Annotated in this window: 26 protein-coding genes and 1 tRNA gene; 3 read left to right on the top strand and 24 right to left on the bottom strand. The window is 53.2% G+C overall.

Translation table 11 applies throughout. The features are described from left to right. Positions 1 to 506 precede the first annotated feature (506 nt). The gene (locus B5D52_RS02955) at positions 507 to 1,535 is read left to right on the top strand and encodes an inorganic phosphate transporter (RefSeq protein WP_040332518.1); all 1,029 of its coding nucleotides are present in this window, start codon (positions 507 to 509) and stop codon (positions 1,533 to 1,535) included. A 16-nt stretch (positions 1,536 to 1,551) separates the two neighbouring features. Further along, entirely contained in the window at positions 1,552 to 2,151 is a 600-nt protein-coding gene (locus B5D52_RS02950) for a DUF47 domain-containing protein (RefSeq protein ID WP_016147430.1), read from the top strand. A 104-nt stretch (positions 2,152 to 2,255) separates the two neighbouring features. Here the strand turns inward: B5D52_RS02950 and B5D52_RS02945 are convergent, their stop codons facing one another. From B5D52_RS02945 to B5D52_RS02930, 4 genes are all read right to left on the bottom strand, one after another. Next, positions 2,256 to 3,209 (bottom strand): alpha/beta hydrolase, encoded by a 954-nt coding sequence (locus tag B5D52_RS02945; protein ID WP_016147431.1) that lies wholly within the window; start codon positions 3,207 to 3,209, stop codon positions 2,256 to 2,258. A 105-nt stretch (positions 3,210 to 3,314) separates the two neighbouring features. Continuing rightward, positions 3,315 to 3,782 (bottom strand): TspO/MBR family protein, encoded by a 468-nt coding sequence (locus tag B5D52_RS02940; RefSeq protein ID WP_242825624.1) that lies wholly within the window; start codon positions 3,780 to 3,782, stop codon positions 3,315 to 3,317. A 12-nt stretch (positions 3,783 to 3,794) separates the two neighbouring features. Next, a complete protein-coding gene (locus B5D52_RS02935) occupies positions 3,795 to 4,409 on the bottom strand; it encodes an HdeD family acid-resistance protein (RefSeq protein WP_016147433.1) in 615 nt (204 codons plus the stop codon). A 204-nt stretch (positions 4,410 to 4,613) separates the two neighbouring features. Further along, complete coding sequence (locus B5D52_RS02930) at positions 4,614 to 5,264, bottom strand: Crp/Fnr family transcriptional regulator (protein ID WP_207637495.1); 651 nt, start codon at positions 5,262 to 5,264, stop codon at positions 4,614 to 4,616. A gap of 268 nt (positions 5,265 to 5,532) precedes the next feature. Here B5D52_RS02930 and B5D52_RS02925 point away from each other — a divergent pair, with 268 nt between their 5' ends. Next, positions 5,533 to 8,151, top strand: a complete 2,619-nt coding sequence (locus tag B5D52_RS02925; protein WP_016147435.1) for an S-layer homology domain-containing protein — start codon at positions 5,533 to 5,535, stop codon at positions 8,149 to 8,151. Between the two features lie 179 nt (positions 8,152 to 8,330). Here the strand turns inward: B5D52_RS02925 and B5D52_RS02920 are convergent. From B5D52_RS02920 to B5D52_RS02825, 20 genes are all read right to left on the bottom strand, one after another. After that, positions 8,331 to 8,421: transfer RNA gene (locus B5D52_RS02920), tRNA-Ser, on the bottom strand. A gap of 127 nt (positions 8,422 to 8,548) precedes the next feature. Next, positions 8,549 to 9,157, bottom strand: coding sequence for a hypothetical protein (locus B5D52_RS02915; protein ID WP_016147436.1), 609 nt, complete (start codon positions 9,155 to 9,157; stop codon positions 8,549 to 8,551). 69 nt (positions 9,158 to 9,226) lie between these two features. After that, complete coding sequence (locus B5D52_RS02910; protein ID WP_016147437.1) at positions 9,227 to 9,712, bottom strand: hypothetical protein; 486 nt, start codon at positions 9,710 to 9,712, stop codon at positions 9,227 to 9,229. A gap of 118 nt (positions 9,713 to 9,830) precedes the next feature. Next, positions 9,831 to 11,204: a thioether cross-link-forming SCIFF peptide maturase gene (gene scfB / locus B5D52_RS02905; RefSeq protein WP_016147438.1), complete on the bottom strand. Its 1,374-nt coding sequence runs from the start codon at positions 11,202 to 11,204 to the stop codon at positions 9,831 to 9,833. 127 nt (positions 11,205 to 11,331) lie between these two features. Continuing rightward, positions 11,332 to 11,475 carry a six-cysteine ranthipeptide SCIFF gene (gene scfA, locus B5D52_RS02900; protein ID WP_016147439.1) on the bottom strand — a complete coding sequence of 48 codons (144 nt, stop codon included), beginning with the start codon at positions 11,473 to 11,475 and terminating at the stop codon, positions 11,332 to 11,334. A 30-nt stretch (positions 11,476 to 11,505) separates the two neighbouring features. Then, complete coding sequence (locus B5D52_RS02895) at positions 11,506 to 11,913, bottom strand: TIGR04086 family membrane protein (RefSeq protein WP_016147440.1); 408 nt, start codon at positions 11,911 to 11,913, stop codon at positions 11,506 to 11,508. A gap of 56 nt (positions 11,914 to 11,969) precedes the next feature. Then, the gene (gene yajC, locus B5D52_RS02890; RefSeq protein ID WP_016147441.1) at positions 11,970 to 12,278 is read right to left on the bottom strand and encodes a preprotein translocase subunit YajC; all 309 of its coding nucleotides are present in this window, start codon (positions 12,276 to 12,278) and stop codon (positions 11,970 to 11,972) included. Between the two features lie 115 nt (positions 12,279 to 12,393). Further along, on the bottom strand, positions 12,394 to 13,824 hold the full coding sequence (locus B5D52_RS02885; RefSeq protein WP_016147442.1) for a CehA/McbA family metallohydrolase: 1,431 nt from the start codon (positions 13,822 to 13,824) through the stop codon (positions 12,394 to 12,396). Between the two features lie 193 nt (positions 13,825 to 14,017). Further along, positions 14,018 to 14,869 carry an ABC transporter permease gene (locus B5D52_RS02880; RefSeq protein ID WP_016147443.1) on the bottom strand — a complete coding sequence of 284 codons (852 nt, stop codon included), beginning with the start codon at positions 14,867 to 14,869 and terminating at the stop codon, positions 14,018 to 14,020. 33 nt (positions 14,870 to 14,902) lie between these two features. Further along, a complete protein-coding gene (locus tag B5D52_RS02875) occupies positions 14,903 to 16,090 on the bottom strand; it encodes an extracellular solute-binding protein (RefSeq protein WP_016147444.1) in 1,188 nt (395 codons plus the stop codon). A 22-nt stretch (positions 16,091 to 16,112) separates the two neighbouring features. Continuing rightward, entirely contained in the window at positions 16,113 to 17,084 is a 972-nt protein-coding gene (locus B5D52_RS02870) for an ABC transporter ATP-binding protein (protein WP_016147445.1), read from the bottom strand. A gap of 29 nt (positions 17,085 to 17,113) precedes the next feature. Next, the gene (locus B5D52_RS02865; RefSeq protein ID WP_016147446.1) at positions 17,114 to 17,956 is read right to left on the bottom strand and encodes an ABC transporter permease; all 843 of its coding nucleotides are present in this window, start codon (positions 17,954 to 17,956) and stop codon (positions 17,114 to 17,116) included. An 84-nt stretch (positions 17,957 to 18,040) separates the two neighbouring features. Then, on the bottom strand, positions 18,041 to 18,712 hold the full coding sequence (locus tag B5D52_RS02860; protein WP_016147447.1) for a glycerophosphodiester phosphodiesterase: 672 nt from the start codon (positions 18,710 to 18,712) through the stop codon (positions 18,041 to 18,043). Positions 18,713 to 19,265: 553 nt separating this feature from the next. After that, complete coding sequence (locus tag B5D52_RS02855) at positions 19,266 to 20,057, bottom strand: HAD-IIA family hydrolase (protein ID WP_016147448.1); 792 nt, start codon at positions 20,055 to 20,057, stop codon at positions 19,266 to 19,268. Positions 20,058 to 20,120: 63 nt separating this feature from the next. Next, positions 20,121 to 20,876 (bottom strand): glycerophosphodiester phosphodiesterase, encoded by a 756-nt coding sequence (locus B5D52_RS02850; protein WP_016147449.1) that lies wholly within the window; start codon positions 20,874 to 20,876, stop codon positions 20,121 to 20,123. Positions 20,877 to 20,905: 29 nt separating this feature from the next. Continuing rightward, the gene (locus B5D52_RS02845; protein ID WP_016147450.1) at positions 20,906 to 21,493 is read right to left on the bottom strand and encodes a glycerol-3-phosphate responsive antiterminator; all 588 of its coding nucleotides are present in this window, start codon (positions 21,491 to 21,493) and stop codon (positions 20,906 to 20,908) included. Positions 21,494 to 21,555: 62 nt separating this feature from the next. Beyond that, on the bottom strand, positions 21,556 to 21,912 hold the full coding sequence (locus B5D52_RS02840; RefSeq protein ID WP_016147451.1) for a DUF1667 domain-containing protein: 357 nt from the start codon (positions 21,910 to 21,912) through the stop codon (positions 21,556 to 21,558). A 17-nt stretch (positions 21,913 to 21,929) separates the two neighbouring features. After that, entirely contained in the window at positions 21,930 to 23,192 is a 1,263-nt protein-coding gene (locus tag B5D52_RS02835; RefSeq protein ID WP_016147452.1) for an NAD(P)/FAD-dependent oxidoreductase, read from the bottom strand. A gap of 14 nt (positions 23,193 to 23,206) precedes the next feature. Continuing rightward, complete coding sequence (locus tag B5D52_RS02830) at positions 23,207 to 24,637, bottom strand: NAD(P)/FAD-dependent oxidoreductase (protein ID WP_016147453.1); 1,431 nt, start codon at positions 24,635 to 24,637, stop codon at positions 23,207 to 23,209. A 268-nt stretch (positions 24,638 to 24,905) separates the two neighbouring features. Beyond that, positions 24,906 to 26,018: a PepSY domain-containing protein gene (locus B5D52_RS02825; RefSeq protein ID WP_016147454.1), complete on the bottom strand. Its 1,113-nt coding sequence runs from the start codon at positions 26,016 to 26,018 to the stop codon at positions 24,906 to 24,908. Between the last annotated feature and the right edge of the window lie 19 nt (positions 26,019 to 26,037).

The raw sequence follows: 26,037 nt of genomic DNA, 5'->3' as shown, positions 1-26,037 counted from the left end.
GTCCGGCTTTTTTCTGTTCATAATCATTGCATCTTCATTCTCGGTCACCTTTCACAATCCCCGTATCCTTTTGATTCATCCTCACAGTTTGCTTATCTATTCTCCACAAATATACAATCTCTCGATTGTATATTTCGTACACGTTTACGATTGCGTTTTTCTTCAATTTATCGTATGATATTACTCAGAAAAAATAAGATATTGAAAGGTTGACTGACATGAAAAAGAATTTTTCCAACTTCCTGACCAAGATGGCAATGTTTGAGCTTGGCTGCGATCCCGGCCTGTCCAAGATGTTCGCGCACAACGACCGTCGCTCCAAGTAATTTAAAAGCGCTCTTTATCCTGTATAGAGCGCTTTTTCTTGTCTTTCGCAAAAAATTCGATTGACATTGCACATGCAATCGACTATACTAAAAGAAAAACCTGGTTGTACATTTCATCCAGGTATTTTTTATTCCCTTTATCGTAAACGTTTTCGTTCTTTTCCATCATCGTAAAGGGAGATGAAATCCTTGCATGCAATTTTCTGGATATTGACCTTATTGGTCTTCTGTTTCACTTACGTAAACGGTTTTCGTGACGGCTGCAATGTCGTAGCGACACTGATCGCCAGCCGCTCCATGAAACCAGCTCCTGCCCTGCTCTTTGCGTCCATTGTCGAACTATTCTCACCTTTCACCGTTCTAATCATTGGCTCAAGTGTGTCCGGTACCATCCAGAAACTCATCGATCCGGCGGCTTACACCGCATCCCACGCGCAGACCATCGGACTATTGTTTTTGTCCTCCGGTCTGATCGCCGCTATTATCTGGAACCTGAGCACGTGGTTCTTCGCCATTCCGTCCTCATCCTCCCACGCACTCATCGGTGGCGTTGTCGGCGCTGGTATCATGGCTTTCGGCTGGCAGTCTGTGTCATGGGGATACTTTTGGACGCGCGTGGTCCTGATGATCTTTCTAACTCCACTGCTCAGCTTTGCAGTCGGCTGGCTCGTGATGAAAGCGCTGCTACGTCTTGGCCGCAGCATGTCCTCCCGAGCCGCCCCGTTTTTCCGCTATGCACAATACGTAAACATGGTTTTTCTGGCCTTCAATCACTCATTCAATGATTCTCAGAAGTCAACTGGTATTCTTATGATCCTGATTGGTATTTGCTTCGGTGCATCACCTGAACAGATTCCCCTCTGGGCAATTGGCAGCGCTGCTTTTGCATTGGCACTCGGCATCCTGACCGGCGGCCTCAAGATCATCAAAACCGTAGGCACCGGTATCTATCGCGTGCGCCCCATCCATTCATTCACCTCACAGTTATCTTCCGGACTGGTTATCTTGGGCGCATCGGTTATTGGCGCACCGGTCAGTGCCAGTCAGATCGTCAGCTCATCCATTATCGGTGTAGGTGCTGCTGAACGCTATAAAGGTGTCAAATGGAACGTTGCAGGTAAAATTCTCATTTCCTGGATCATTACCGTCCCCATCGCAGGCGCCATCGGCGCTGTGCTACTGGCTGTCCTACGGCTGATCTTTTTATAAGTTGGGAGGCTCTACGATGTTACACAAAAAACCAAAAACCAATTTCTATACACTGCTCATCGAACAAGCCGAATGTACGGTCAGCGGTGTCAAGCTGCTGTGCGCATACTGCAATCATCCTGAGGAGGCCTGCGGTGATCAAATCAAGGAACTCGAGATGCTGGGTGACCGTAAGCGCAGCCGTCTGATCGCGGCAATTAACGACTCCTTTATCACCCCCATTGATCGTGAAGATTTGTTCCGCCTGTCCGGTACCATCGATGACGTACTGGACTATGCCTGGTATGCGGTCAAGGAGTTGCGCATCTATCACATTAACCCCGATCCTGCAATTGGTGATATGGCAAATCTATTGCTGCAAATGGCCCAAAGTCTGCTTGACTGTCTGCGTATGCTGGAACACAATCCTGCGCAGTGCAATGAGCACGCTGTCCAGATCAAAAAAATGGAAAACCGCCTCAATGCACGCTTTCATCAAGCAATGAACGATCTGTTTGAGCAGGACGATATCCGCACCATTCTCAAATATCGTGAGGTCTATGCACACTTCAACCACGCATCGGATAAAGGCGACCATGCAGCCGACCTGTTATTGGATATTCTGGTGAAACGCTAAATATGTAAGCAATAAACTGAACCCGAAGGAAATCCCTTCGGGTTCTATTTTTATACACCAACGGTTTTATGAAGGAGCGTCAAATACTGTTTTATACATCTGGCTTATGCCAGCTGTCTCAAAAATTCCGCCATCGCGTTCATCGCCTCTCCTGCACTCTTGAGCGGAAACATCTGGAATACATGCCACATATCCGGCCAGCTTTGCAGAACGCTTGGAACACCTGCTGCGATCAATGCTCTATGCAGTCGCTCGGAGTCAGAATAAAGAATCTCTCGTTCTCCGACTTGAATCAGAACCGGCGGCAATCCGGACAGCTCTGCAAACAAGGGAGAAAACTGCGGCTGACTGTAATCTGCATTCGGTGCATACGCACTGCGTACCGCCTGGATATAGCTTCCGGTCAGCATCGGGTCTAATGCTTCCCGCTGGATGTAAGAGTCCCCGCTCGCGGTCATATCCGTCCAGGGTGAAAAGAGAATGAGCCGACTGGGTAAAAAGCGTTGCTCTGCCTTGAGTGTAAGCGTCAACTCCAGCGCAAGATTTCCACCTGCGGAATCTCCGACGACAATCACATCTTTGGCGCCCCAGCCCTGATGCATGAGGTATTCCCAAGCTTCAAGTGCATCTTCCAGCGCGGCAGGGTATGGCGCTTCGGGTGCCAGTCGATACTGAAATGCTAAAACTTCATAGCCGGTCACGCTGGCCATCTTCGCCGCCAGCACTCTGGCATAGCCCAGATTGCCGCTCGTGTATCCGCCGCCATGGCAATAGAGAATCACTTTGCTCTTGTCATGCCCGCGTTCTGGACGCACCCAAGCCATAGGCATCTCGCCCAGAACAAATGGTTCCCAGCTAAAGCCAATGAGAGGCGATACCAGCCGTCCCAAGACTTCCTGACTTTTTCTCTGACGGTTCAGACTTTCTGCGTCCATCTCATCGGGAGACGCTGCACTGTGGATTGTTTTCAGCGCGGCCATCATGGCCTCGGTCATTTTTTGACTCAGCAGCTCGGCTTTGTCCTGCCGGTTTTTTGCTGTATTCATTTTGGAATTCATATAGAATCCACCTTTCCTGTACGATTGTATTGTTTTATTCTGACGAATTATAGGACGAAATGCGGTTGGCATCAGCGCAAACCTAACTTTTCCCAAACTGCTGTCTTATGGATTGAGCTGACAGATCACCCAGTTGAGATATCCTGCAAAGCCAACCCAGATCAGATAGGGTATCTGCATTCTGGCCGCCAAGCGGCTGATCGGATGGAAGGCGAGAATCATCAGAAAAATGAAGATCCATAGGACGATCAGGCAGGCCAGTGCTGCGGAATACGCGCCAAATCCAAAGAACAACAAGCTCCATGAAAAGTTCAGCACGAGCTGCATGGACCAAAGGAACACTGCCGTCTCAAACCCTTCTCCTCTTCTCCTGACAACATCGGCAAGTCCTAATCCCATCAAGATGTAAAGCACAGTCCAGACGATTGGGAAAACGTATCCCGGCGGTGTGAGCGATGACTTTTCCAGTAAAGGATATATGGTTTCAATGCCCGGTGCGGCGAAATAGCCAGCCAAAGCGCCCACGCCCAAGGTCAACAAGGGGAACAGGAGATATCCAAGCTTTTTCATCATAAACCTCCTAGGCTATGCATGTACTCGTGTTGACCATACGCCAAGCAGCAGTACAATTGCGGCTGTCATCAGATAAATGCCCCACACTGTAGCGAGTGCAAACCAGCTGAAAATCGGATTAACACACATAAACAAACTCAAGAGCACATTCAAACTTCCGCCCAGTGCAGTCCATCCGCGTCCCGGTGTTTTGGGTGCTTCCGACAATGCTGCTGCAAGCTGACTCAGTCCAATTGATGCCGTGAGCACGCCTACCAAAAAGGAACTGGCCATAATCATCTGCAATACGCCTGCCGTGCTCATAAGGGCTCCGGTCAGGAGGATACCCGATGCGATCAGCAGCAGGATTCCATTTGCCAATGCCCAGCTATTGCGCAGCTCCTTTGGCAAGCGGAAATAGAGGATACTCTGCGATAACCCATACAGGAACAAACCTACGGTGATCAAAAATGCAAGTCCTGTGCCTGCTGCCACGGGGAAAATGAAGATTGCCAAGCCTAAAACTGCCAGAATCAGCGCAACTGCCAGCACGCTTTTTTGTGCAGTGCGGTCTGCGCCTTTTTCTTCTTCCACTGGCTCATACGCTGCATCGAATATCGTATACGACGAATTATTTTTCTGTTTCATTTTATCCTCCTACACAATTCCTGTGTGCCCATTCGGTATGATTACAAGTGCGCTTTTACTTTCTACCAGCGCGTTCTCTACTTGTTTCTATTATACCATTCGCCGCGTTTTTAAACGGTTGTCCAGACAACGGAACATAAAAAATGTGCTCTGGAGACTGCATGTTGTTCTCCAGAGCACATCTATATAGAAGGGTAAATTTCTTTATTGATTGGGGTCGGGTTCCTCTTCGGTAATCGGCATCTCAATTAAGAGCTCAAATTTACTTTTTTCAAATTTTAAAAGTCCTTCATCTCGCATTTTACACAGTTCATTGGACATCGCGCTGCGGTCTACAAACAGAAAATCAGCCAAATCCTGTCGATTCAGCGGAATGGCAAAGGTTCTCTTCCCTGCTTTATGGAACTGACCGGACAGGTAATCTTGCAGACGGTCTCTCATCGAACGACGGATGCTGTCCTCCAGCTTTCGGGTCAGGCGATGCGCCTGCTGCGCGACCGCGACCGTCAGGTTTTGCAGAAAGCGAATCTGTACCGGTGCTGTGAGTACATTCTTCCGCAGCAGCTGACTGACATTCAAAAACAAAATCTCGGTCTCGGCTGTGGTTTCCGCTGAGATATGCAGGCGGTATTCTCCGACAGCGTTGAGTAAGCCGATCGGCTCCCCTTCGCCCAGGTTCTCCATCAGGTTGCTGTTTCCATTTGCATCTATATGGAATAAGTGCAGGTTTCCCGACAGGATGATGCCCACCTGGGTCATCGCGTCGCCGTCCCGCATCACTAGAGTACGCTTGGGATAGACGCTGCGGTGCGATCCCATCGTTTCCAGTGCTTCCATAATTTCGTCATCTTCCATATTGCGAAACAGCAGCCCTTTTTTCAAAATTTCCAGCATTTTCTCCTGCTCTATCACGTTCTGATCGGTCCTTTCCAATCGTTCTTCTGACAAAACCACTATAATCAAAGCGGCTGTATTTGTCAATGAACTCCACCGTCTCCGAAGTCTCATTTTTTCAAACACGTTGTCTGGACAACCGATTTTCTGCTCCAATTCCTCCATAATGAACGTATCAAGCAAACGACTTCACCGTTCTGCACCTATCACTTGTGAGGAGGAACTCTACATGAAATTCTGGAAAATCCTGCTTGTCGCACTGTGCAGTACCGCTGGAATCAGTGCCGCAAGTGCCGTGGAATCCGACCAAGTCCCCATCAATTCTGATACCTTTCCCGATTCGGCTTTTCTAGATTGGGTCGAGCAGCAGGACGCGGACGAAGACGGCTTTTTGTCTGAATCCGAACGAGACGCTGTCACCAACATGGATCTGCGCAAGCAGGGTATCCAGGATTTGACCGGTCTGGAATGGTTTCAATCTCTGGAAAAGTTAAATTGCAGCGAAAACGACCTAGTAGAGCTGGAAATCATAGATTTTCCCGCACTGCAATCGCTGACCTGCAATGAAAATCCCAGACTGGAAACCCTGACGCTCAGCGATGTCCCGGAACTCGAGCACCTCTATTGCTTTCACTCCAACCTGTCCGAGCTGGACTTGCACGACGTACCAAACCTGACCTATCTGGCTTGGGGCGGCAGTCCGCTGGAAGAGCTAGATCTGAGTGAAAATCCCAATCTTCACACCCTGCATGTTCTGGGCGGAAATCTGACCCACGCCGATCTGTCCCACAACGAAAATCTGGACACATTGCTGTGGAATCACACCTTGATTGAAACGCTGGACTTATCGCATCAAACCAATCTTACCTACCTCAACTGCACAGACAATCAGCTGACTTCTCTCGATCTCAGCAACAACCCCAAGCTGGAAACCATTTATGCCGGAAAAAACAAACTGCTTGCAATCAGAATTCCTGACGACATCAATCCTTTCTGCGATCTGACCGAACAGCGTCCCACTGCATTCGATTTGCCCGCAGGTGAAAACAGTTTTCTTCTGAGTGATCTCGTTCCCTGGATGGACGCCGATCAGGTAAGCCAGCTCAACGGCGCTGTGCTGGAAGACAACCGCATACAGCTGGACAACCCCAATCAGACCATCACATATCACTATACCGACGGAGCCGCTGAACTGGATGCTGCGGTGACCGTCACGGGAGAGAATGACTGGCAGGTTCCGCTGCACATTGACAGCTGGACTTACGGAGAACCGGCTGCACAGCCGCAGGCCCAGCCTGCATTCGGCACTGCTGAATTCTTCTACGCACCTTCCCCTGATGGCCCGTTCCAGCCAGAAGTCCCCGTTCATGCAGGCACCTGGTATGTTCAGTCAATCGTAGAGGAAACCCCTCAATATGCAGGGCTGGAATCGGTCGCTTCCTTTGAGATTTATCCCGCTCGTCCGGAATACCTCGCCCCAAACATGAAATCGGCAACTTATGGCGACTATCTGGCCGATGTATCGCTTGAATCTCAGTTTTTCTGGGAAAATGACAGTCTGCGCGTGGGAAATGTCGGTGAACAAACCCATCTGGCATTCTACGTCCCAAGTGACCTAATCGACTACCAAATGGTAGAGCACATTCCTGTCGTTGTAAACGTATCCCCCTATGACGGCACGCGTCTTCCCATTCCTCAGGTTTCCAGCCGTGCAGAAGCGGAAAGCATCGTCATCAAGCATGGCGATTGGATTCTGCAACCGGGAACCGACTATACCACCGCACTAGTGTCTCAGGAAAACAACGTCCAATTCACCATTGAATTTCAGGGCAATTACACCGGGACTGTGACCCAAACCTTTCCCGACTCCACCACCAGCGGTGGCAGCGGCAGCACCAACACCGGTAACAGCAGCAGTGGTAACACTGGCAGCAGCGGAAGCAACGCGAGTACGACCTTTGTGATCTCCGCACAGGCCACGTCAGGCGGTACGATCAGCCCTGACGGTAAAATCCAAGTGAAGCGCGGCGCTACCCCGCAATTCACCATGCGTGCACAGGAAGGTTATCGACTGCGCGCCGTCCTGATTGACGGAAAGTCGATCGGCGCACAGGAAACCTACCGTTTTGATCCCATATCCAAAAACCACACCATATCTGCTGAATTTGTCCCTGTACGTACACTGCCCACGCCAGACCAAAGCGGTGTATCCGATGTCTTGGATACACAAGCGCACGGTGCTTACGTGTCCGGCTATCCCGGCAATCAGTTTGGCCCCGAGGATGCCTTGACTCGTGCACAGGCCGCTCAGCTCTTCTATTCTCTCTTGAAAAATCAGGACATTTCGACGACAACCCATTTTATCGATGTGCCGAGTGATGCCTGGTACGCCAAATCTGTCAACACCTTAGCTTCTATGGGAATCATTTCCGGTATCGGTGACGACAAATTCCTGCCCGACCGACCGATCACTCGCGCAGAGTTTGTCACGATGGCCACGAAGTTTACACAGCCTTCCTTCAGACAAGGACTCGCCTTTCCCGATGTCACCCCCGACGATTGGTTTTATGAGAGCGTCATGTGCGCCGCAGATTACGGTTGGATCTCTGGATACCCCGACGGAACCTTTGGTCCCAATCTTCTCGTGACCCGCGCACAGGCAACCGTCATCTTAAACCGCATGCTGGGTCGCTCCGCTGATCGGGACTTCATCGCCCATCACGCCGAACTCAAAACCTTTTTGGATGTGCCGGCATCTCACTGGGCCTACTACGACATCTGTGAGGCTGCAAACGCACACACTTATGAACATAGCAACCAGATGGAGCGGTGGGAAGCATTGCTTTAAAAGTCCCTCACTGTTGCAGCCTGCAATTCTCCCGTGACTGATACCCGAATCGTAAATATAAAAAAGGGACTGACCCGCAAGTCAGTCCCTTTTGCAGCTTATCGTCAAGGTGTGAGGTTCCAAGCACCCCAGTCAAACAAAAGAAAAAGCACTGAAACGAGATGTTTCAGTGCTTTCAATGGCGGAGAGTCAGGGATTTGAACCCTGGGTACGGGATTACCGCACACACGATTTCCAATCGTGCGCCTTCGACCACTCAGCCAACTCTCCATCTGTATTTTGTTGTTTTTGCTTTGTCGTTTCGTTCGTATCTCTCAGCGACGATATTTATTATAGCGCATACATCCCCTTTCGTCAACACTTTTTTTCATTTTTTTGAAAAATTTTTTTAGCATCTTCAAAGCCCGATTTTTGCGGCCAAAAACAGCATCGGAATGCGCAAAATCGCGCCGCAGCAAGCCAATAAAGTGCAGAGTGCAATCGCGCTGCGAAAGCGTGCCAGCGCATACCAATATCCTTTGCGATTGTTCGGCGCATCCTGCCCTGCCAGAAAACAGGCGGACGCGGTCAGCAAAAGACAGGGTACGGTCATGACCGCGCTCACGCCTCCTGTAATCAGCGCCAGCAGCAATCCGCGCAGCTGCAAGGTGCTGAGAAAGGCTCCAGCGGCAAAGGACAGCAGAAAGCCTCTGGCGGCGCACAGGCCGGACAGCAGCAGGCTATGACCGCGCAGCATGCCGCACAGGATGGCAGCCCCCTGCCATGCCAGTGCACCTGCCATCGTCCGCGCCAGCAGCATCCACACATTGCCGTCCCCGATTCTGGCCTGCTCCACCATCTGTACCGCGATCTGCTCGAGCAGCGCACCCTCGCTGTGTCCGCTGCGCAGTCCGGTACAACTGCCCGCCAGCGCGCCGCACAGCAGCATAGCGGTCAGGAACACCAAATGCGGCGTGTCCCACAAGATTCGGAGTGAAAAAAAGCTGAGAACCTTCTGTCGTTTCATGGTCTGTCCCTCCTATTGGTACTTCCCCATGCAACAAGGTATTCTCAGCTCGTTTTCAATATGCTATTTTTATTCCGAAATGGTCAGCGTATCCACCAGTGCACGCGCGATATCCTCACAGGGAAGCTTCATATACGACGCAAATCCCTTGCTGTAATCTACCGTACCGTGCAGTGTGCCGTCCTCCTGCTGTGCAGTCTGAACTGCCATGATCTGCGTACCCTTTGCGATACGATCGGCAATGTCAGACACGCTCACGCGGTCGCTGACAGCGATCAGATAACGTCCCGACGTACAGCCGCATACCGGCGCCAGAACAGCAGCCATCTCCTCAGACGGTGCGGCAATCAAAACCACCTCGCCTTTGATGATTGCATTCATGTCATCGGTGAGCAGCTGACAGCCGTTGGCTGCAAATCGCTCGATCTCCGGGCCATCGGCCTTGGACAGAAAAATATTTTCTGCCGGAATCACATCATCTTTCAAAAGTGCGTCCACGGCACGGGAAAGATGGTCGCTCGTACCAAGGCACGCAATTCGGATCTTATGTGCCATAACTCATTCTGCCTTTCAAAACAACATTGCTTAACGTGTAATCTCCACGCATATTATATGATAAAGTAACCAAATTTTGCAATGCAATTTCTCGCAGATCGCACAAATTCGTTTGGTCTTACAAATCGCTGTCCATGGCTTCAACTGCTTTGAGGTAGATTGCACATTCCAGACGCTTCTTTTCCATCTTGCATCCCATCTCATACGGGACGTTCAGATCGTGGCTGAAATTGTGATTTGCCGCAGAGCAGCCGCCCGAGCAATAGAACTTTGCCCAGCAATCGCCGCACTTCTCGCGGGTATAGATGTTCATGGACGCAAACTTATGCGCGATGTCCATGTCGAACGAACCGTCCAGAACCGAACCCTGCTTGAATGCCTCGTTGCCAACGAACTGGTGGCAGGGATAGATGTCACCTTCGGGCGTAACCGCAACGTACTCATAACCGGCGCCACAGCCGCGCAGACGCTTTACAACGCAGGGACCCTGGTTGAGGTCTACCATGAAGTGGAAGAAGTGGAAGGGCTTGCCCTCCTTGCGGCGTGCCTCCATGATATCGGTCAGGCGGTCGTACTCGGCATAGATCTTGTCCAGATCTGCCTCGGTCAGCTCGTAGCCGCAGCCGTCCTCAGCCGCAACCGGCTCAACAGACAGGCGGTCAAAGCCCTCGTCTGCAATATGTACGACATCCTCTGCAAAGTCCAGGTTCTTGCCGGTGAAGGTACCGCGTGCGTAGTAGTCCAGCTTGGGATCGCGCTTCTCGACCAGCTTCTGGAACTTGGGCACGATGATGTCGTAGCTGCCAGCACCCGAAACGGTCTTGCGCATCTCGTCGTTGACCGACGGACGGCCATCGAGCGACAGGACAACGTTATCCATGTTGGCGTTGATGTAGTCAATCTTCTCGTCATCGAGCAGCAGGCCGTTGGTGGTGATGGTGAAGCGGAACTTCTTGCCGTGCTCCTCCTCGATCGAACGCGCATAGTCAATGGTCTGCTTGACCGTATCCCATGCCATGAGCGGCTCGCCGCCGAAAAAGTCGACTTCGATGTTGCGGCGCTTGCCCGAGCGTGAGATAACAAAGTCGATTGCCTTCTTTGCCACCTCAAACGGCATAATCTTACGGCCGGTGCCGAAGTCGCCAGTGGATGCGAAGCAGTACTGGCATCTCAGGTTGCAGTCATGTGCGACGTGCAGGCACAGTGCCTTGACCGGTGCGCCGACCGGGATGTACTTGGACACGTCAATGTAATCGTCGTCCGCGAACAGCTGGCCGTTCTTCTTGAGATCGTACAGCTCTGCGTATGCCTCGCGTACAGCCGCTGCGTCGTACTGCGGCAGCGCCTCCACAATGGCGTCCGGGCAGGTTTCGGTCATCTTCTCATCGATCAGGCCGGATACCGCGTAGGATACGTCGTCGAGCAGGTGCACGGCACCGCTATTGACATCCAGCAGGAAATTCAGGCCTTTCTTGGTAAAACGATGGATCATCGCTTGTTCCTCCGTATCTATGATGGTTCTGTGTTATCGGAAAAAGGATTTTGGGAATGTACGGGTCATCTGACACAAAACAGCGAGGCGCACCATCCGGCACGCCCCGCAGCTCGATTCCTCGAAATTACTTGCTCTGCTCGCACTTCTGGTTTGCAACGGTGCAAGAAGTCTTGCAAGCGGACTGGCAAGAAGTCTGGCACTCACCACAGCCGCCGTGTGCTGCAGTCTGCTTCAGGGTTGCGGAAGTCAGGGTCTTGATATGGGTCATGATACGTACCTCCCGTTTTTTAGAATATGTTTATTTTCTGCGTTTTTTATGCTGCCGACGACGCCGGGCACCCAAAACGCCGCCCACCGCCGCACTGGCGATGGTCAGAATCGCGTTGATCAGCAGGCGCGAAAGCTGCACCTGCTCACCAAACCACGCGAAACTCAAAATTGCAAGGCAGGCAAACACAATCACTCCGGCAGCCAGACCCCAGAGGGGCTGCCACGCAGAGGAACGCTTGGCCGCGAGGAACGCGGCGCACAGACTGCCCAGCATCAGACACAGATCGGCCCAAAGCGCGATCTTGTCCGCCGGAAGACCGCCCATCAGGACGGCCAGCGCACAGGCGGCCATCAAGGCCAGCGTGAGCGCAAATCCGGTCAGTACGGCTGCACCGAGTACAGCCGGTACCGACGGCCCGGATTGATTTTTGTTCATAGAGGTCCCTCCCGCCCAAAGAACTTTGCTATCAAGCTATTCGGCGGGCGACGACATTATGCCTTCGGCTCTTCGACCTTGTCAGTCGGAGCTGCCTCCTTACCGCGGATTGCCCAGCGATACAGCTTGAGCTTGGTGCGGTCAGCAGAGGTCTCAATGACGAGGGTATCCTCCTTCAGGCTTACGACCTTACCAATGAAGCCGCCGATCGTGGAAATCTCATCACCGACCTGGATCGAATTTCTCATGTCACGCTCAGCCTTATCGCGCTTGCGCTGCGGGCGGATGAGGAAGAAATAGAAAATCACGACCATCAGAATGATGGGCAAGAATGTTCCTAAAATCTGGCTATAGTTGTTCAGCATCTGTAAAACACCTCCTACCGTATAACATCAGTACTACCATTATATACAAGCGGAGGCAAAATTACAAGCCCTAAAAACTTTGTAACCGCTGTCTTTTGGTTGGAACGCGTCACAATCAGGCGAAGTAGACCGGGCTGGACATGGCAAGCAGCTGACCGTACTGTCCGTCCTTGTCACCATACAGTTCAACACGCAGCCAGCGGTCGCCCTCAGCCTGCACGCAGAACAGGTCGCCGCGGTACGGATACTTCTTGGTACCCGCAGGGCCGGTCAGTGCAATCTCGCGCACCTCGATGCCCCACTTCTCCCACATATCCCGGCGTTCGTTCAGGCGCACGTCCACGCGCACTTCGCATGCACCGGTCTTGAGGGTATCACCCAGATTGTATTCTTTGCCATCCTGACGGACTTCGATGTCCATGGTGGGGCCAAGGGTCACATACGTGCGTCCGGCGCGCAGTGCATCGAGCGCATTCTCCTGCGTGACCTTGCCCTCGGGCAGTCCCAGATAGGTTGCCGTGGTGATGACGTCCTCACTGTCCTTACAGTGCCAGTCACGGCCAGCCGTACACGCCAGATGATGTCCCTCATTAAGCAGGTTTGTCCACCACTCGATCGCCATGATGTTCTTGGTGCGCACCATCGGATCTTCCTGCGACCAAACCTCGATATAGGTAATATCATCCCAGTTCTTGACCTTAAAATCCCAGCGGCAGCCCGCACACATGGGCGCACCGATGTTGAACGGGTGTGCAATGCCTGCGATACCGCCCGCCTCACGAATCTGTGCGGTGTAGGTATCGATATCTTCGGGCAGAGCAAAGCGCCAGTCTACGTAGTGCTCACAGCCCAGCACCAGCATGTGACCAAAGAAGGTTGTCCACTCAATGCCGCGGATGGCCGGAACGGTCTCAGCTTCCAGCTCCGGTGTCAGCTCGGCCTGTCCAGCCTCGGTGTTGTGATCGGTCAGTGCAAAGCCGACATAGCCGTAATCCTTGACCGCATGCGCCAGATCGTGTACCGTGAACCGACCGTCCGAGTGCAGCGTATGGCAGTGCATCTCAAAGGGACGATAGGTATAAGCAGGCTTGTCACAGCCGATGACGGTCAGGTGATAGGTCAGCTCATGTTCCGGGATGGCTGCCTGCACGTTGAGCACGATGCGCCAGTTACCCTTTGCTGCCTTATGTGCAAAAAATCCGCGGGACGAGCCCTGTTCGGAAATCACAATGACCTGTTCCGGGTCATGGCGATGGGCACAGCCTACATACTCACCCTCGTGGTCGAGCGAGAAGGTGACAAAGTTCATCAGCACCTTGCACTCGTCCATGTCAGCCGGGAACAGCTTACGTCCGGTCCAGCCGCTCTTATCCATACCCTTCTGTACCTCACGGGCAACCAGATCAGGGTCGGAAATGGTCTTGGGGCTATATTCACACACAAACTCCAGGTGATCGTAGTTGCGTTCGGTCTCGAACGAAATAATACGGTTGGTACGGTCATCTTCGGGATGGAAGACAAACTCTTTTTGCAGCAAAATTTCCATCTGGGAATTCTCCTCTTTGCAAGTAATATCGTTCTATTTTCTTACCCTTATCATACACCGTGTACCGGCACAGGGGAAGAGTCATTTATGCATCCGCGGTCAAAAAATATACCCGATTTTTGTCTCTCTGCTTTTCAGCGGATGAAAAAAGAGAGGAGCCGGAAATTGGCTCCTCTCCTCCACTGCGTATGTGTTATTCCCACTCTTTTTCTTTCAGGTTGGTATAGATATAGATACCAGCCGAAACCGAACAGATCAGGAACATGATAACCGACAACGCTGCCGACCGGTTGTAATCCAGATAGCGGTTAAACTGGTCGTACAGGGCGATGCCGAGCATCTTCGGGCTATTGCCGCCAATGAGGTACGGGGTGGTGAACGAACCGACGTTGGTCATGAACACGAAGGTAGCTGCTACGACAACGTCCTTCATCGACAGCGGCAGAATCATCGTGCGGAATACACGCATCCGGCTCGCGCCGACGTCACGCGCGGACTCGATGACCGAATCCGGGATCGCGCCCAAACCAGCTGTGATCATCAGTGCCGCGAACGGAATGTTGAACCACAGGTTCATGATGATCAGGCCGCTGGCGTGATACATCATGGCCGGTTTGAAGTCGTAATTGAACAGGAGCTGTGCAATACGGTTGATGACGCCGGTATCACGGATGATGGTGATCATTGCGTAGACCGCGACCAGACCGGGGATGAAACGCGGCAGCAGGTAGAGCGTGCCGATGGCCCGGGAGATCGGGGACTTGACAAAGCGCAGGTACAGCGCCAGCAGATACGCAATCACGATCGCCAGTACAACCGTTACAACAACGACATACAGCGTAAAGCCGATGTTCTTCAGCTGCGATTCAGTTACAAAGAAATACTTGTAGTTTTCCAGTGTAAATTCGCCCGTTTTTCCATCCTGAAAGCTCATGATGACAGACGACAAAATGGGGTAGGCAACGGTCAGCATGACCACCAGGAACGCCGGCAATACCAGAGCGTACCCGATGAGCATTCTCTTTCTAGCATTTGTTTTATTCATAATCAATTACCTCGGACACAAGATTTGTAGGCGTTAACCGAGTGTACCGATCTCCTCATCCCAACGTGCGTTCAGGTCGGTAACCAGATCGCCCAGGGCCTGCGTACGGAAGTTGGAAACGTCCATGCTCATCAGTTCTTCTGCGCCAGTCAGGTCAACACCTTCGGTTACCAGCGGGATCGCTGCCATATCCTGTACCAGGATGGTCTGTGCCTCAGGCGAGAGCAGGTAGTCGATGAATGCGAAGCCGCCTTCCTTGTTGCCGCTGTAAGAGGGAACTGCGATACCCTGTACAGAACCGGTGAAAGAGGGCTCGATGGTGGTAATCTTGATCTTCTCGGGAACGGTGCCAGCCTTACGCTGAGACAGAACCATGTCCGCCCAGTTCGGGCACATGTCGATCTCGCCCTGGGTCAGCAGGTCCAGAGTACCCTGGTTCTTGTTCGGGTAAACAACGCTGCTGCCGGACTTGTACATGTAGGGATGCAGCTCCTTGAGGAATGCGAAGCCCTCATCCCACTGCTCCATCCACTTGGGATCAGAGCTCATGAGTGCGCTGTCATCGTCGATGAAGTTATAGATAGAGGTACGAACGAAAGAGTCACCAGCGCCGCCGGTACCCGGAGTGTTGTATGCGAAGCGGCCCGGATGTGCCTTGATCCACTCAACCAGCTCGTCCATCGTGGTCGGTACTTCGTCTTCCGGAACGGTCTCGGAGTTATACGCCAGGATAACGGTGGTGCCGCGGTACGGCTGGATCTTGCCCTTAGCTGCTACCGGCTCTGCGGTCACGCCTTCAGCGTTCGGGATCTTGCTCATGTCCAGATCTTCCAGGACGCTCTCGTCGGTCAGGGACAGGATCTTGGTCAGGTCATCGTCGCCCAGGTCAACAACGTCGAACTCGGTGTCGGTCTGGCCTGCCTTGTATGCTGCAACCAGCTGGTCAGCCAGGGTGCCGCCGCCGGTACCGGACAGGATGAAGTTCAGCTTTGCCTCATAGGTACCTACATATTCAGAATTTGCATTAAAGTCGGAAACCAGCTTCTCAAAAGTCTGACGAACGTTATCCGAACCGGTTGCCCAGACCTGTACGTCCTTAACAGTACCGGTCTCGCCGCCGCTCTCGCTCGTACTTGCATCCTCGCTGCCGCCGCAGCCTGCCAGCGTACCGACGAGCAGTGCAGAAGCCGTCAGAATCGCAAACAATCTCTTAGTATTCATAGATCTCTTCCTCTCTTTCCTCTTATTCGGTGAACGTGTGGTATTTCTCGAAGTTCAGACCGACCGGATCGCCTACTTCCAGCTGGTCCGAGATCTCGCGGTTGACAAAGCACTTGATGACGTCGTCACCGCACTGCACGTTAACAGATACGTAGTGTCCGAGGACCATGATGGTTCTCACCTTGCCGTTAACCATGCCGCTGCCGCCTACTACTACATTAACATTCTCCGGTCGGACTGCGATGGTCTTGTCTCCATCCTTGATGAAGTTCATCTCGCCGATGAAGGATGCAACGTACTTGGAATTGGGGTTGTCATAGATCTCGGTGGGCGAGCCGACCTGCTCGAACTTACCCTTGTTCATGACAACGATTCTGTGAGAAAGCGTCATTGCTTCCTCCTGGTCGTGGGTTACGAATACGACCGTGATGCCCAGATCGGACTGGATCTTCTTGAGCTCCTCACGCATCTGCTGACGAATCTTGGCGTCGAGTGCCGAGAAGGGCTCGTCGAGCAGCAGCATGGAGGGCTTGAGGAGCAGCGAACGTGCGATTGCGATACGCTGCTGCTGGCCGCCGGACAGCTGGCTCGGATACTTCTTCTCGCTGCCGGACATGGAGACCAGCTTTAAGATGTTCTTGATGTCCTCATCGATCTGTGCCTTGGGAATCTTGCGCAGCTTGAGGCCGAATGCAAGGTTCTCGTAAATGGTCATGTGAGGCCACAGGTTATAGCTCTGGAATACCATTGCGGTCGGGCGCTTCTCAGGCGGCAGACCGACGATGCTCTGACCGTCAATGGTGATGTCGCCGCTGGTTACGTCGTGGAAGCCGCCGATTGCACGCAGGATGGTGGTTTTACCGCAGCCGGAGGGGCCAAGGAAGGAAACGATCTCGCCCTCGTAGATATCCAGATTGATATGTTCGACACCGTCACCGTTGTCGTACTTTTTGGTCATATCTTTTAGCTGCAGCTTGATTTTTCTCTCGCTCATATGCGTCTAATCCTCCAACATATCTCAGATTATTTCATCTTGAAGCCGCCCGCGATGGCATCGGGGCCGATATACTTACGCATCAGGAAAATCATGACAGCCGACGGGATCATCAGCAGCACGCCGAATACAGCGCCCGCCTGTCCGGGATAGTCCATGATGATGCCGTACATCTCGACCGGCATGGTGGTGATGCGTCCCATGCCGACGAGCAGGGTGCCCTGTGCCTCCTCCATGGAGCCGAGGAAGGTGTAGAGCGTTGCAACCGCGATACCGGGCATTGCCATCGGCAGGGTAACCTTGAAGAAGGTACGGATGGGGCCTGCGCCAACGTCACGCGCTGCTTCTTCCTGCTGCGGGTGAACGGTGCGGAATGCGCTCGACGGCAGCCATACCATGAACATCATGGTCGTGATCATATGGATGATAACGACGCCTGCGAGGGTGCCCATCAGGTTATACTTGTAAAACAGAACGCCGATCGAAATGAAGATACCGATCTTCGGGAAGGCGTTGGTCAGCAGGAAGGACAGCATGAACAGCTTTCTGCCCGGATACTTAAAGCGTGCCAGGGAGAATGCTGCCGGGATACAGATGATCATCGAGCAAACCGTGGTGATGATTGCTACAACGAAGGACTGTATCATGGAAGATTTCAGACTGTTCTGCTGGAAGATGAAATCCCACCAGTAAGTACCCCACTCGGTTGCCAACAGGTGCGGCGGTTCGTATTCATTTGCGAACGCCATCATAATCATGTTGAGCAGCGGGCCGTAGAAAAACAGGATAAACACCGCCAGAACGATGAACTCCCAGAATTTCTTTTTGCCGACCGCGAAGTAGAAGCGTTTGGGATTTAAATACTTGAACATACTTTTCGATCACCTACTCTTCTTGTTCTCTTTCTCTGCGTCCGCCGGTGACAGCGGATCTTTTTGCCCGGAAACCTGCCGGGTTCAGCCGTCAATCGCACCGCGCACAAGTTCCGGTGCACGGCTTGTGATGTTTTCGATGCACTTTGCCTGGGCAACTTCTGCCGCCCGCTCCGGATCGTTGATGGTCCAGGCCGAAACGACAATGTCGTTCTTGTCCATGACCTGCATAAATTCCGGTGTGCAAAGTCTTTCGTGTACGTTGATCACGCGGAATCCATATTCGCGACACAGGTCGGCGGCTTTCTGCATGTCCTGTTCGGTCAGCACTTCGCCGTCCTGCAGCCGATCATATAATCCCGGCATGAGTTCTTCGATGTTGATGTAAATAAGCACGTCCCTTCTCAGAGTTTCGTCCATACGGACACGCTCTAAGCTGACAGTTCCAGAAAAAATAAGACGCTGTAACAAACCATGCCCCCTTGCAAGGTCTATCACAGCATTCTCCAAATCGGGCTCCTTCAAATCACAATTGATCCACTTGTCAGTCGGTGCAACCAGTGCAAACACCGCGTCCAGCGCAGGTGCGTCCTGATCGTCCAGGATTGCGTCGTGGGAAATTGCAAGGATGCCGTCTTTTGTTTTCCGTACATCAACTTCCAGCGCATCCGCATTCGTCTGCAAGGCATGGCGAACGAATTCAAGTGAATTATCCGGTGTGCCGTCGCAGCCAGAATGAGCTGTAATGTGTACCAAGTTTCTTCACCTCCAAAAGTATCTGTGAGGAACTGTCCTCACAGGGTCCAATTCGCAGGTTTGAGAAAGCTGTACGTTATTTAGTTTTTCAGATGCCCGAATGGGCAGCGGCAACCAAAGGTGTGGGGTGATGAAGTCCACAGCCTATTGATTATGAAATATAAACAACAAACAACTTTTTACGAATTGGGAACTGTCTACATTGCACATGATATCATGCAAACCTCCAAAACGCAATCATTCTGCGCAAACATTTTTGTAGAAAATGACATTTCATCGACTTTTATAATTTTTTTAAAAATCTTTGTCTATTTTGCAAATTGTTTCCTTTGCAAAACACCTTGATTTTTAAACTTCATGGCATTCTATCTAATTTGTGTTTCCAGAAAGCATGACCTTATAAAATCGGCAACCTGTCGGTACAAAAACGTCCGGCGCTGATTTGCCTGCCGCTCGAAGGCAAGTGTATTCTACCACAGATTGTGCACACATTTCGACCAACAAGCTGTCAGATTTTTGCAAAATGTCTGTAAACTTGACAGCCTGTTTTTGCTCACAAGGCCGCAAGCAGCGCCGCCGGATCGTCCAGCACCAGATCAGGCTGAAACCTGGTAGTTTTGAGATCATCCAAACCAGCCTCTCCGGTGAGCAGCAAACAGGTATCTATTCCCGCAGCCAGACCGCACGCAATGTCAGTATACAGGCGATCGCCAACCACCAGCGTCTGTTCCCTGTTATAACCGGTCTCTTCCAGGCACAGTTCGGCCATTCTCGCTGCCGGTTTGCCCAGATAAACAGGCTCTTTTCCGGTCGTCGCGGTCAGCATACCGCAGATTGCGCCGCAGTCCGGGATGAATCCGAACGGTGCCGGACAGCGCAAATCAGGGTTTGTGCCATAAAACGGCACGTCGGTGCGCTGGAGTAATTCTGCCGTGCTGCACAGCTTGTCATAGGTCAGTTCCCCGTCATATCCGACCACGATACACGCCGGATTGTCCACGAGTTCGGTCACAATCTGCAAGCCAAACGACCGCAGTTCTTCCACAAACGACTGTGTTCCCTGTGCATAGATGGTCTGCGTCCCGTACCGATCACACAGCGTGCGCGCGGTCACATAGGACGCGGTCACAAACTGGCGTTCCTCGGTCTGCAAACCGAACACCTCGGCGAATCGCTTGACGTAATGACTGCGGCTGCGCGTAGAGTTGTTGGTGATAAACAGGCTGGTCCCGCCTCTGCGCTCAATTTCCGCGAGCAGTTCCCGCGCACCCGGCAGCAATTCATCCCCTACCGCCAGCGTTCCATCAATATCGAACAAAAACAGTCTCTTGTCGGACAGATTCATCAAAATATCCCCCTGATTTTGAAAAAAGCCGCGCAGAATCTGCGCGGCTTAAATGGTTTTAAATTAAAGTGCAGCGTTGTGTGCGGCAATGAGCTCGCCTGCCATATCCGGATAGTTGGAAATGATGCAGTCCACGCCCTGCGCAATCATGTCGCGTACATCCTCCTCGGTATTGACCGTCCAGGTGTTGACCTCCTTGCCCATCGTGTGATAGGCATCGGTCAGATGACGCTGGTATTGCAGCAGGCACCAGCGCGGATGGATGGCATCCGAAATGGTCTGCGAGAAGTAGTACTCCGGGTTGTGAATGGGCTTGTCATACAGCAGACCGGTCTTGATCTCGGGATTCATGCGCTTGCACGACTCCATCGAGATATGATTAAACGAAGACAGAAAGACCTGATCCTGCATCTGGAAGCGTTCAATCTCACGGATGACCGCCTCTTCCAGACCGGGATAAAAGACCTCATAGTTTTTGAGCTCCAGATTGCACACCTTGTGCGTCTGCTTGCAGAAATCCAGCAGCTCTGCCCAGGTCATCATGGTCTGACCGGCAAACTCTGCGCCCTTCCAGGAGCCCAGATCAAACTGGCACAGCTCCTCATAGGTGTAATTCTTGACGTAGCCCGTGCCGTTGGATGTGCGGTCGAGTACCGGGTCGTGAATGATGACCAGCTTGCCGTCCTTGGAGAAGTGAACGTCGCTCTCAAAGCCGTCGCAGTTGGTCTTTTCGACCGCAGCCTCAAAGGCAACACGGGTATTTTCCGGGTAATAACCGGAAAAACCGCGATGAGCCAGACTTAAAATCTTCTTTGCCATAGCGTATCCTTCCTTTCCTGTACGCCGCGTCAGGACTGACCGATCGGCAGCGTCCAAAGGGAACGATCTGAGGTCGAAATACCCCGTGCGCCCGCAGAAAACGCCTGATTTGCGTCCACCGCACTGCGCACCAGTCCACCCGCGACCACAGCCGCGCCGGTCTCCCGGCAAAACGACTCGATCAGGCTGGGCGGCAGAATGCCTGGCATGAGCTCGACAAAGTCGGGCGACACGTTTCCGCTGACCTGAATGGCCTTCTGGTAGGACTGTCCATCCATGATGAAGCAGCGCAGCGCTGCGAGCATACCATATTCACGGATGGTACGCACCAGGTTGTTCTTGGTCGTAATGACACCGTCCGGGCGCACGATCTCGGCCAGAATCTGGACACCGTTGGCATCGCGTGCGATTCCTTCGGCCAGATCCAGGTGTACAAATACGATCTTTCCTTTCTGCTGCAAGCGGCTGACCATTTCCTTGACGTCAAACAGCTTGCCGCCCAGCAGAAACACAACCGCGCACGGCGATTCTGCCGCGACTGCCGCGTCCTCAAAGGAATGCACAGCCGCAATAATCGGATGTTTTGCAAGGGCTTCTCTTAAATTTCGACTGGACATCGTTTTCCCTCCCGCTTTTCCGTTCGTTCTGTCATCCGGCCGCAGCGGGTCAATCGGTTCCTTTACGCCAGCGATTCCGACGCGATGACATCCACGCTGGTACCGCACACATCGGCTACGATCACATCGCCGATCTGCACCGGAGCGCTCACGCGCGTGCCGTACAGCACACGCATTGCGTCAAAAATCTTATCTTTCGGGATGGCGCTGCGCGTGCGCACAGCCAGCATCCGGCGGCGATCTTCCACCGTGACGGTCGAAGTCAGCATGCGCTCAGGGCGCAGCAGCTCGGCCTCGGCGTATGCCGCACCGCGCTTACAGGTGTTGCCCGTAACCGACAGGATCTTTCCATCCTCAACCGTTACCGTCAGCGCACAGCCACGCGGACAGACGACACAAGTTAAATTTTTCGTTTCCATAGACACCCTCCCAGGACTCACTTGGCCGGACGCAGACCAATCTCGACCGTCTGACCCACGAGTTTTTCCGCGAGCTGACGGGTGATCTGCACCGATTCCATCTCACCGGGTGCCGCCTGCGGCACGCGCTTATGATAGACGACGTTTCCGTCTACCTTGACCTCGAGTTCCATGTCGGTGAAGACATCGCTGACGCGGAACAAGAACTTTTCGTCATAGCTCAGCGCCGCCGGATCGATGGTGGAGGGCACTACATAGCGTACACCAAAACCGGGCTTTACGTCAAGCGTATGGGCACCGTCCGTGCGTTGACCGAGGGCGTATTTTGCCGCGCCGCGGCCTGCCAGACGGCTCTCGATGGTGACAAAGTCAACCAGATCGTGTACATGTACGACGTTGCCGCAGGCAAAAATGCCCTCGCAGCGGGTCATCATGGACTGATCGACGAAGGGTCCGTTTGTAATGGGGTTAATCGGAATATCTGCTGCTGCGCTCAGCTCATTCTCGGGAATGAGACCGACCGACAGAAGCAGGGTATCACAGGGTACATACTCGAAGGTTTCCGGGATGGGCCGTCTTTTTTCGTCCACCTGTGCAATCACGACACCTTCGACGCGCTCGCGTCCGCGCACCTCGACAACCGTGTGCGACAGGCGCAGCGGAATGCCAAAATCGTTCAGGCACTGCACGATATTGCGCTTGAGGCCGCCCGAATACGGCATGACCTCGAGCACCATCTTGACTTCTGCGCCTTCCAGCGTCATGCGGCGCGCCATGATCAGGCCGATATCGCCCGAACCCAAAATGACGACCTTCTTGCCCGGCATATAACCCTCGATATTGACAAAGCGCTGCGCCGTGCCGGCGGTGTAGACGCCCGCCGGACGAGTGCCGCCGATGCCGACTGCACCGCGGCTGCGCTCACGGCAGCCCATTGCCAGCACGATCGCACCTGCCTGAATGGTCAGAATGCCGTCCTTGCTGTTGACCGCGGTGACAACACGATCCTGCGAGATGCTCAGCACCATGGTATCGCACTTGTACTCGATACCCAGCTCGTCAACCTGTGCATGGAAGCGTGCGGCATACTCCGGACCGGTCAGCTCCTCGCCGAAGATGTGCAGACCGAAGCCTGCGTGGATGCACTGCTGCAAGATACCGCCGACATCGCTGTCGCGTTCCAGGATGAGGACGTCGTCACAGCCGTTTTCCTTGGCTGCGACTGCGGCAGCAAGACCCGCCGGCCCACCGCCGATAATGACTACACTGCGTTTTTCCATTGCCGTCCCCTCCTTTATCTGGTTTTACCGGTGAGCATGTAGGATGCACCGCCGAACTTGGTGATCTCGGTCGGCTCGCAGCCCAGCTCCTCGGCCAGAATGTCCACAACACGCGGGCCGCAGAATCCACCCTGACACTTACCCATACCGCTTCTGGTACGGCGCTTGACGCCGTCTACCGAGCGCGCACCCGCCGGACGACGGATGGCGTCACGGATCTCCTGTTCGGTGACCGTCTCACAGCGGCAGATAATACGGCCATAGGCCGGGTTTTCCTGAACCAGTTCGGCGCGCTCTGCGTCGGTCATCTCACGGAAACGCTTGACCGGCTCACGCGTGCCCGTCCAATCCTCCCGCTCGGTCATGGTGACCCGGCCGCTTGCGCGAACAAGTCCGACAACCTCCTCGGCAATCGCCGGAGCTGCCGACAGGCCGGGAGACTCGATACCGGCAGCGTTGATAAAGCCGGGAACCGGGCTGTCAATGATGAAGTCACCGGTCGAGGGCGTTGCACGCAGACCGGCAAAGTTTGTGATCGCCAGACGCATATCCAGCTTTGCAACCGACTTCGCCGCACAGGTCTTGATCTCCTCCAGACCCTGCCAGGTCGTAGAGGTATCGTCCTTGTGCTCGACGACGTTGGCATTGGGGCCGATGTACAGGTTACCGTCCACAGTGGGCGATACCAGAACGCCCTTACTGCCGCCTGCCGGGGTCTGGAAGACCACATGGCCGACCGTCTTGCCCATGCTCTTTTCAAACAGGATGTACTCACCCTTGCGCGGGGTGATGGTGAAGCGATCGTCACCCACCATGCGTGCGATGTGATCGGCATACAGACCAGCTGCGTTGACAACCACAGACGCCGTCAGCGTCTGACCGCCTGCAGTGACGGTGAATCCGTCCTCGGTCTTCTGAATGTCGGTGACCTCGGCTTCGCGCAGGTACTCTGCGCCCGCAGCGCAGGCGACCTCAAGCGCTGCCGTCGTCAGTTCATACGGGCAAACGATGCCCGCAGACGGTGCGTACAGGGCGCAGACCGCATTCGGCTGTACGTTCGGTTCCAATTCGTAAAGTTCGTTTGCGTCGATGACGCGCAGACCGGGTACACCGTTCTTTACGCCCGACTGATAAAGCTGTTCTACTGTCTTAGCTTCCTCATCACTGAAAGCCAGTACCAGAGAACCAATACGCTTGAAGGGTACATCCAGCTTGCGGCATACATCCTCCATATACGCGTTGCCGCGCACATTCAGACGTGCCTTGTTGCTGCCCGGCTTGGCATCATAACCTGCGTGGACGATGCCGCTGTTTGCGCTGCTGGTCTCTGCCGCAGGCTCTAAGCGTTTGTCCACGACGCAGACGCGCAGCTGATATTGAGACAGCTGATAAGCGGTCATCGCGCCGGTTACACCGGAGCCAATGACGATCACATCATACTGCATTCACCCTCGTCTCCTTTCTCTCTCTTCCATACGGTTGTGTCTTGTTCCCAAATTCGAAAAAAGTACGAAAAAAAGACACACGAAGAACAAGCGGTTCATCACGCCGCTTTCATTCTTCATGTGTCTCTCAATCTCTACACATTCTGTTGTGTTTATTATACGACACCTTTTTACGGTTTGCAAGCATTCACATAAAATTTCTCATGCACTTTACACAAAACACATAACCCCCGCAGAAAAATCTGCGGGGGGTTCAAAAAACAGGGCATCAGTCGTCCCAATCGTCGTCATCATCGTCCCAGTCGTCGTGATCGTCATCCCAGTCATAGGTGCTCTCAACGTCGTAATCGTAATCTACGATTTTACCGGTCGATGCGTCGATCTCGTAATCGTACTCCTTGACCGTGCTGCCGTTCTTGACGACAAACTCGATCTCATAGACCAGTCTGCCATCGTCTCGATCGGCACGCGTCTTGACAAACTGTACGTCGGAGAACGACAGACCTGCATGGTCGAGCGCGATCTGCTTTGCCTGATTCATACCAATCGATGCATTGCTGCTCTGGCTGCCCGAGTAGCTGGTCTCTGCGTCGTAGTCATAGTCCACGATCTTACCAGTTGCAGCGTCGATCTCGTAATCGTACTCCTTCCAAGTGTTGCCGCTCTTGACAACAAACTCGATCTCATAGATGGTTCTTCCGTCGTCCCGGTCGGTCTCACTCTTGATAAACTGTACCTTGGATGCCGACAGACCTGCATGGTCGAGTGCAATCTGCTTTGCCTTGTCCAGGCTCACCGTACCCGTGCTCGGGTTGGTCTGTCCGGTCGGGCCGGAGGTGTCAAAATCGGTCACGGTCGAGCCGCCGGTCAGGGTGACCGTCTGGGTGTTCTCGTTCCAGCTCACCGTCTTGCCCATAAGCTCACCAATCGCACGTACCGGCAGGTAGATCGAACCCTGGTACTCAACCGGGTCTACTTCCCGTCCCTTGGCATCGTAAAACGTGCGGGTCACGCCGTCAATCACAACCGTATACTCCGGTCGAACGGTCAGGGTGATGTCATCTGCGCGTGCATTCTTATCAACCTTGCCGTCGGTCGTACCGGTAACACGCGTACCGCCGATGCTGACCGTCTGGGTGGATGCATCCCAGTTGACGTTCTTGCCCATCAGCTCGCCAATCGCACGGACGGGCAGATAGGTGGTGTCCTGATAGCTGATCGGATGTACTTCTGCACCGCTGGCATTGTAGAAGGTGCGCTCAGTGCCATCGATGACTACATCGATATCCGGCCGGATCTCAGCCGAAGCCGTCCAACCTGCGGCTGCTGCACTGCACAGGATCACCGCCGAAAGTGCTGCTGCAAAAATCTGCTTTTTCATGGTTTGAATCCTCCTATTC

Origin of the sequence: Butyricicoccus pullicaecorum DSM 23266 (assembly GCF_900167005.1) — a bacterium.
GTDB lineage: Bacteria > Bacillota > Clostridia > Oscillospirales > Butyricicoccaceae > Butyricicoccus > Butyricicoccus pullicaecorum.
The sequence above is the reverse complement of the archived record's forward strand: the minus strand, read 5'-3'. Positions and strand labels throughout refer to the sequence as shown.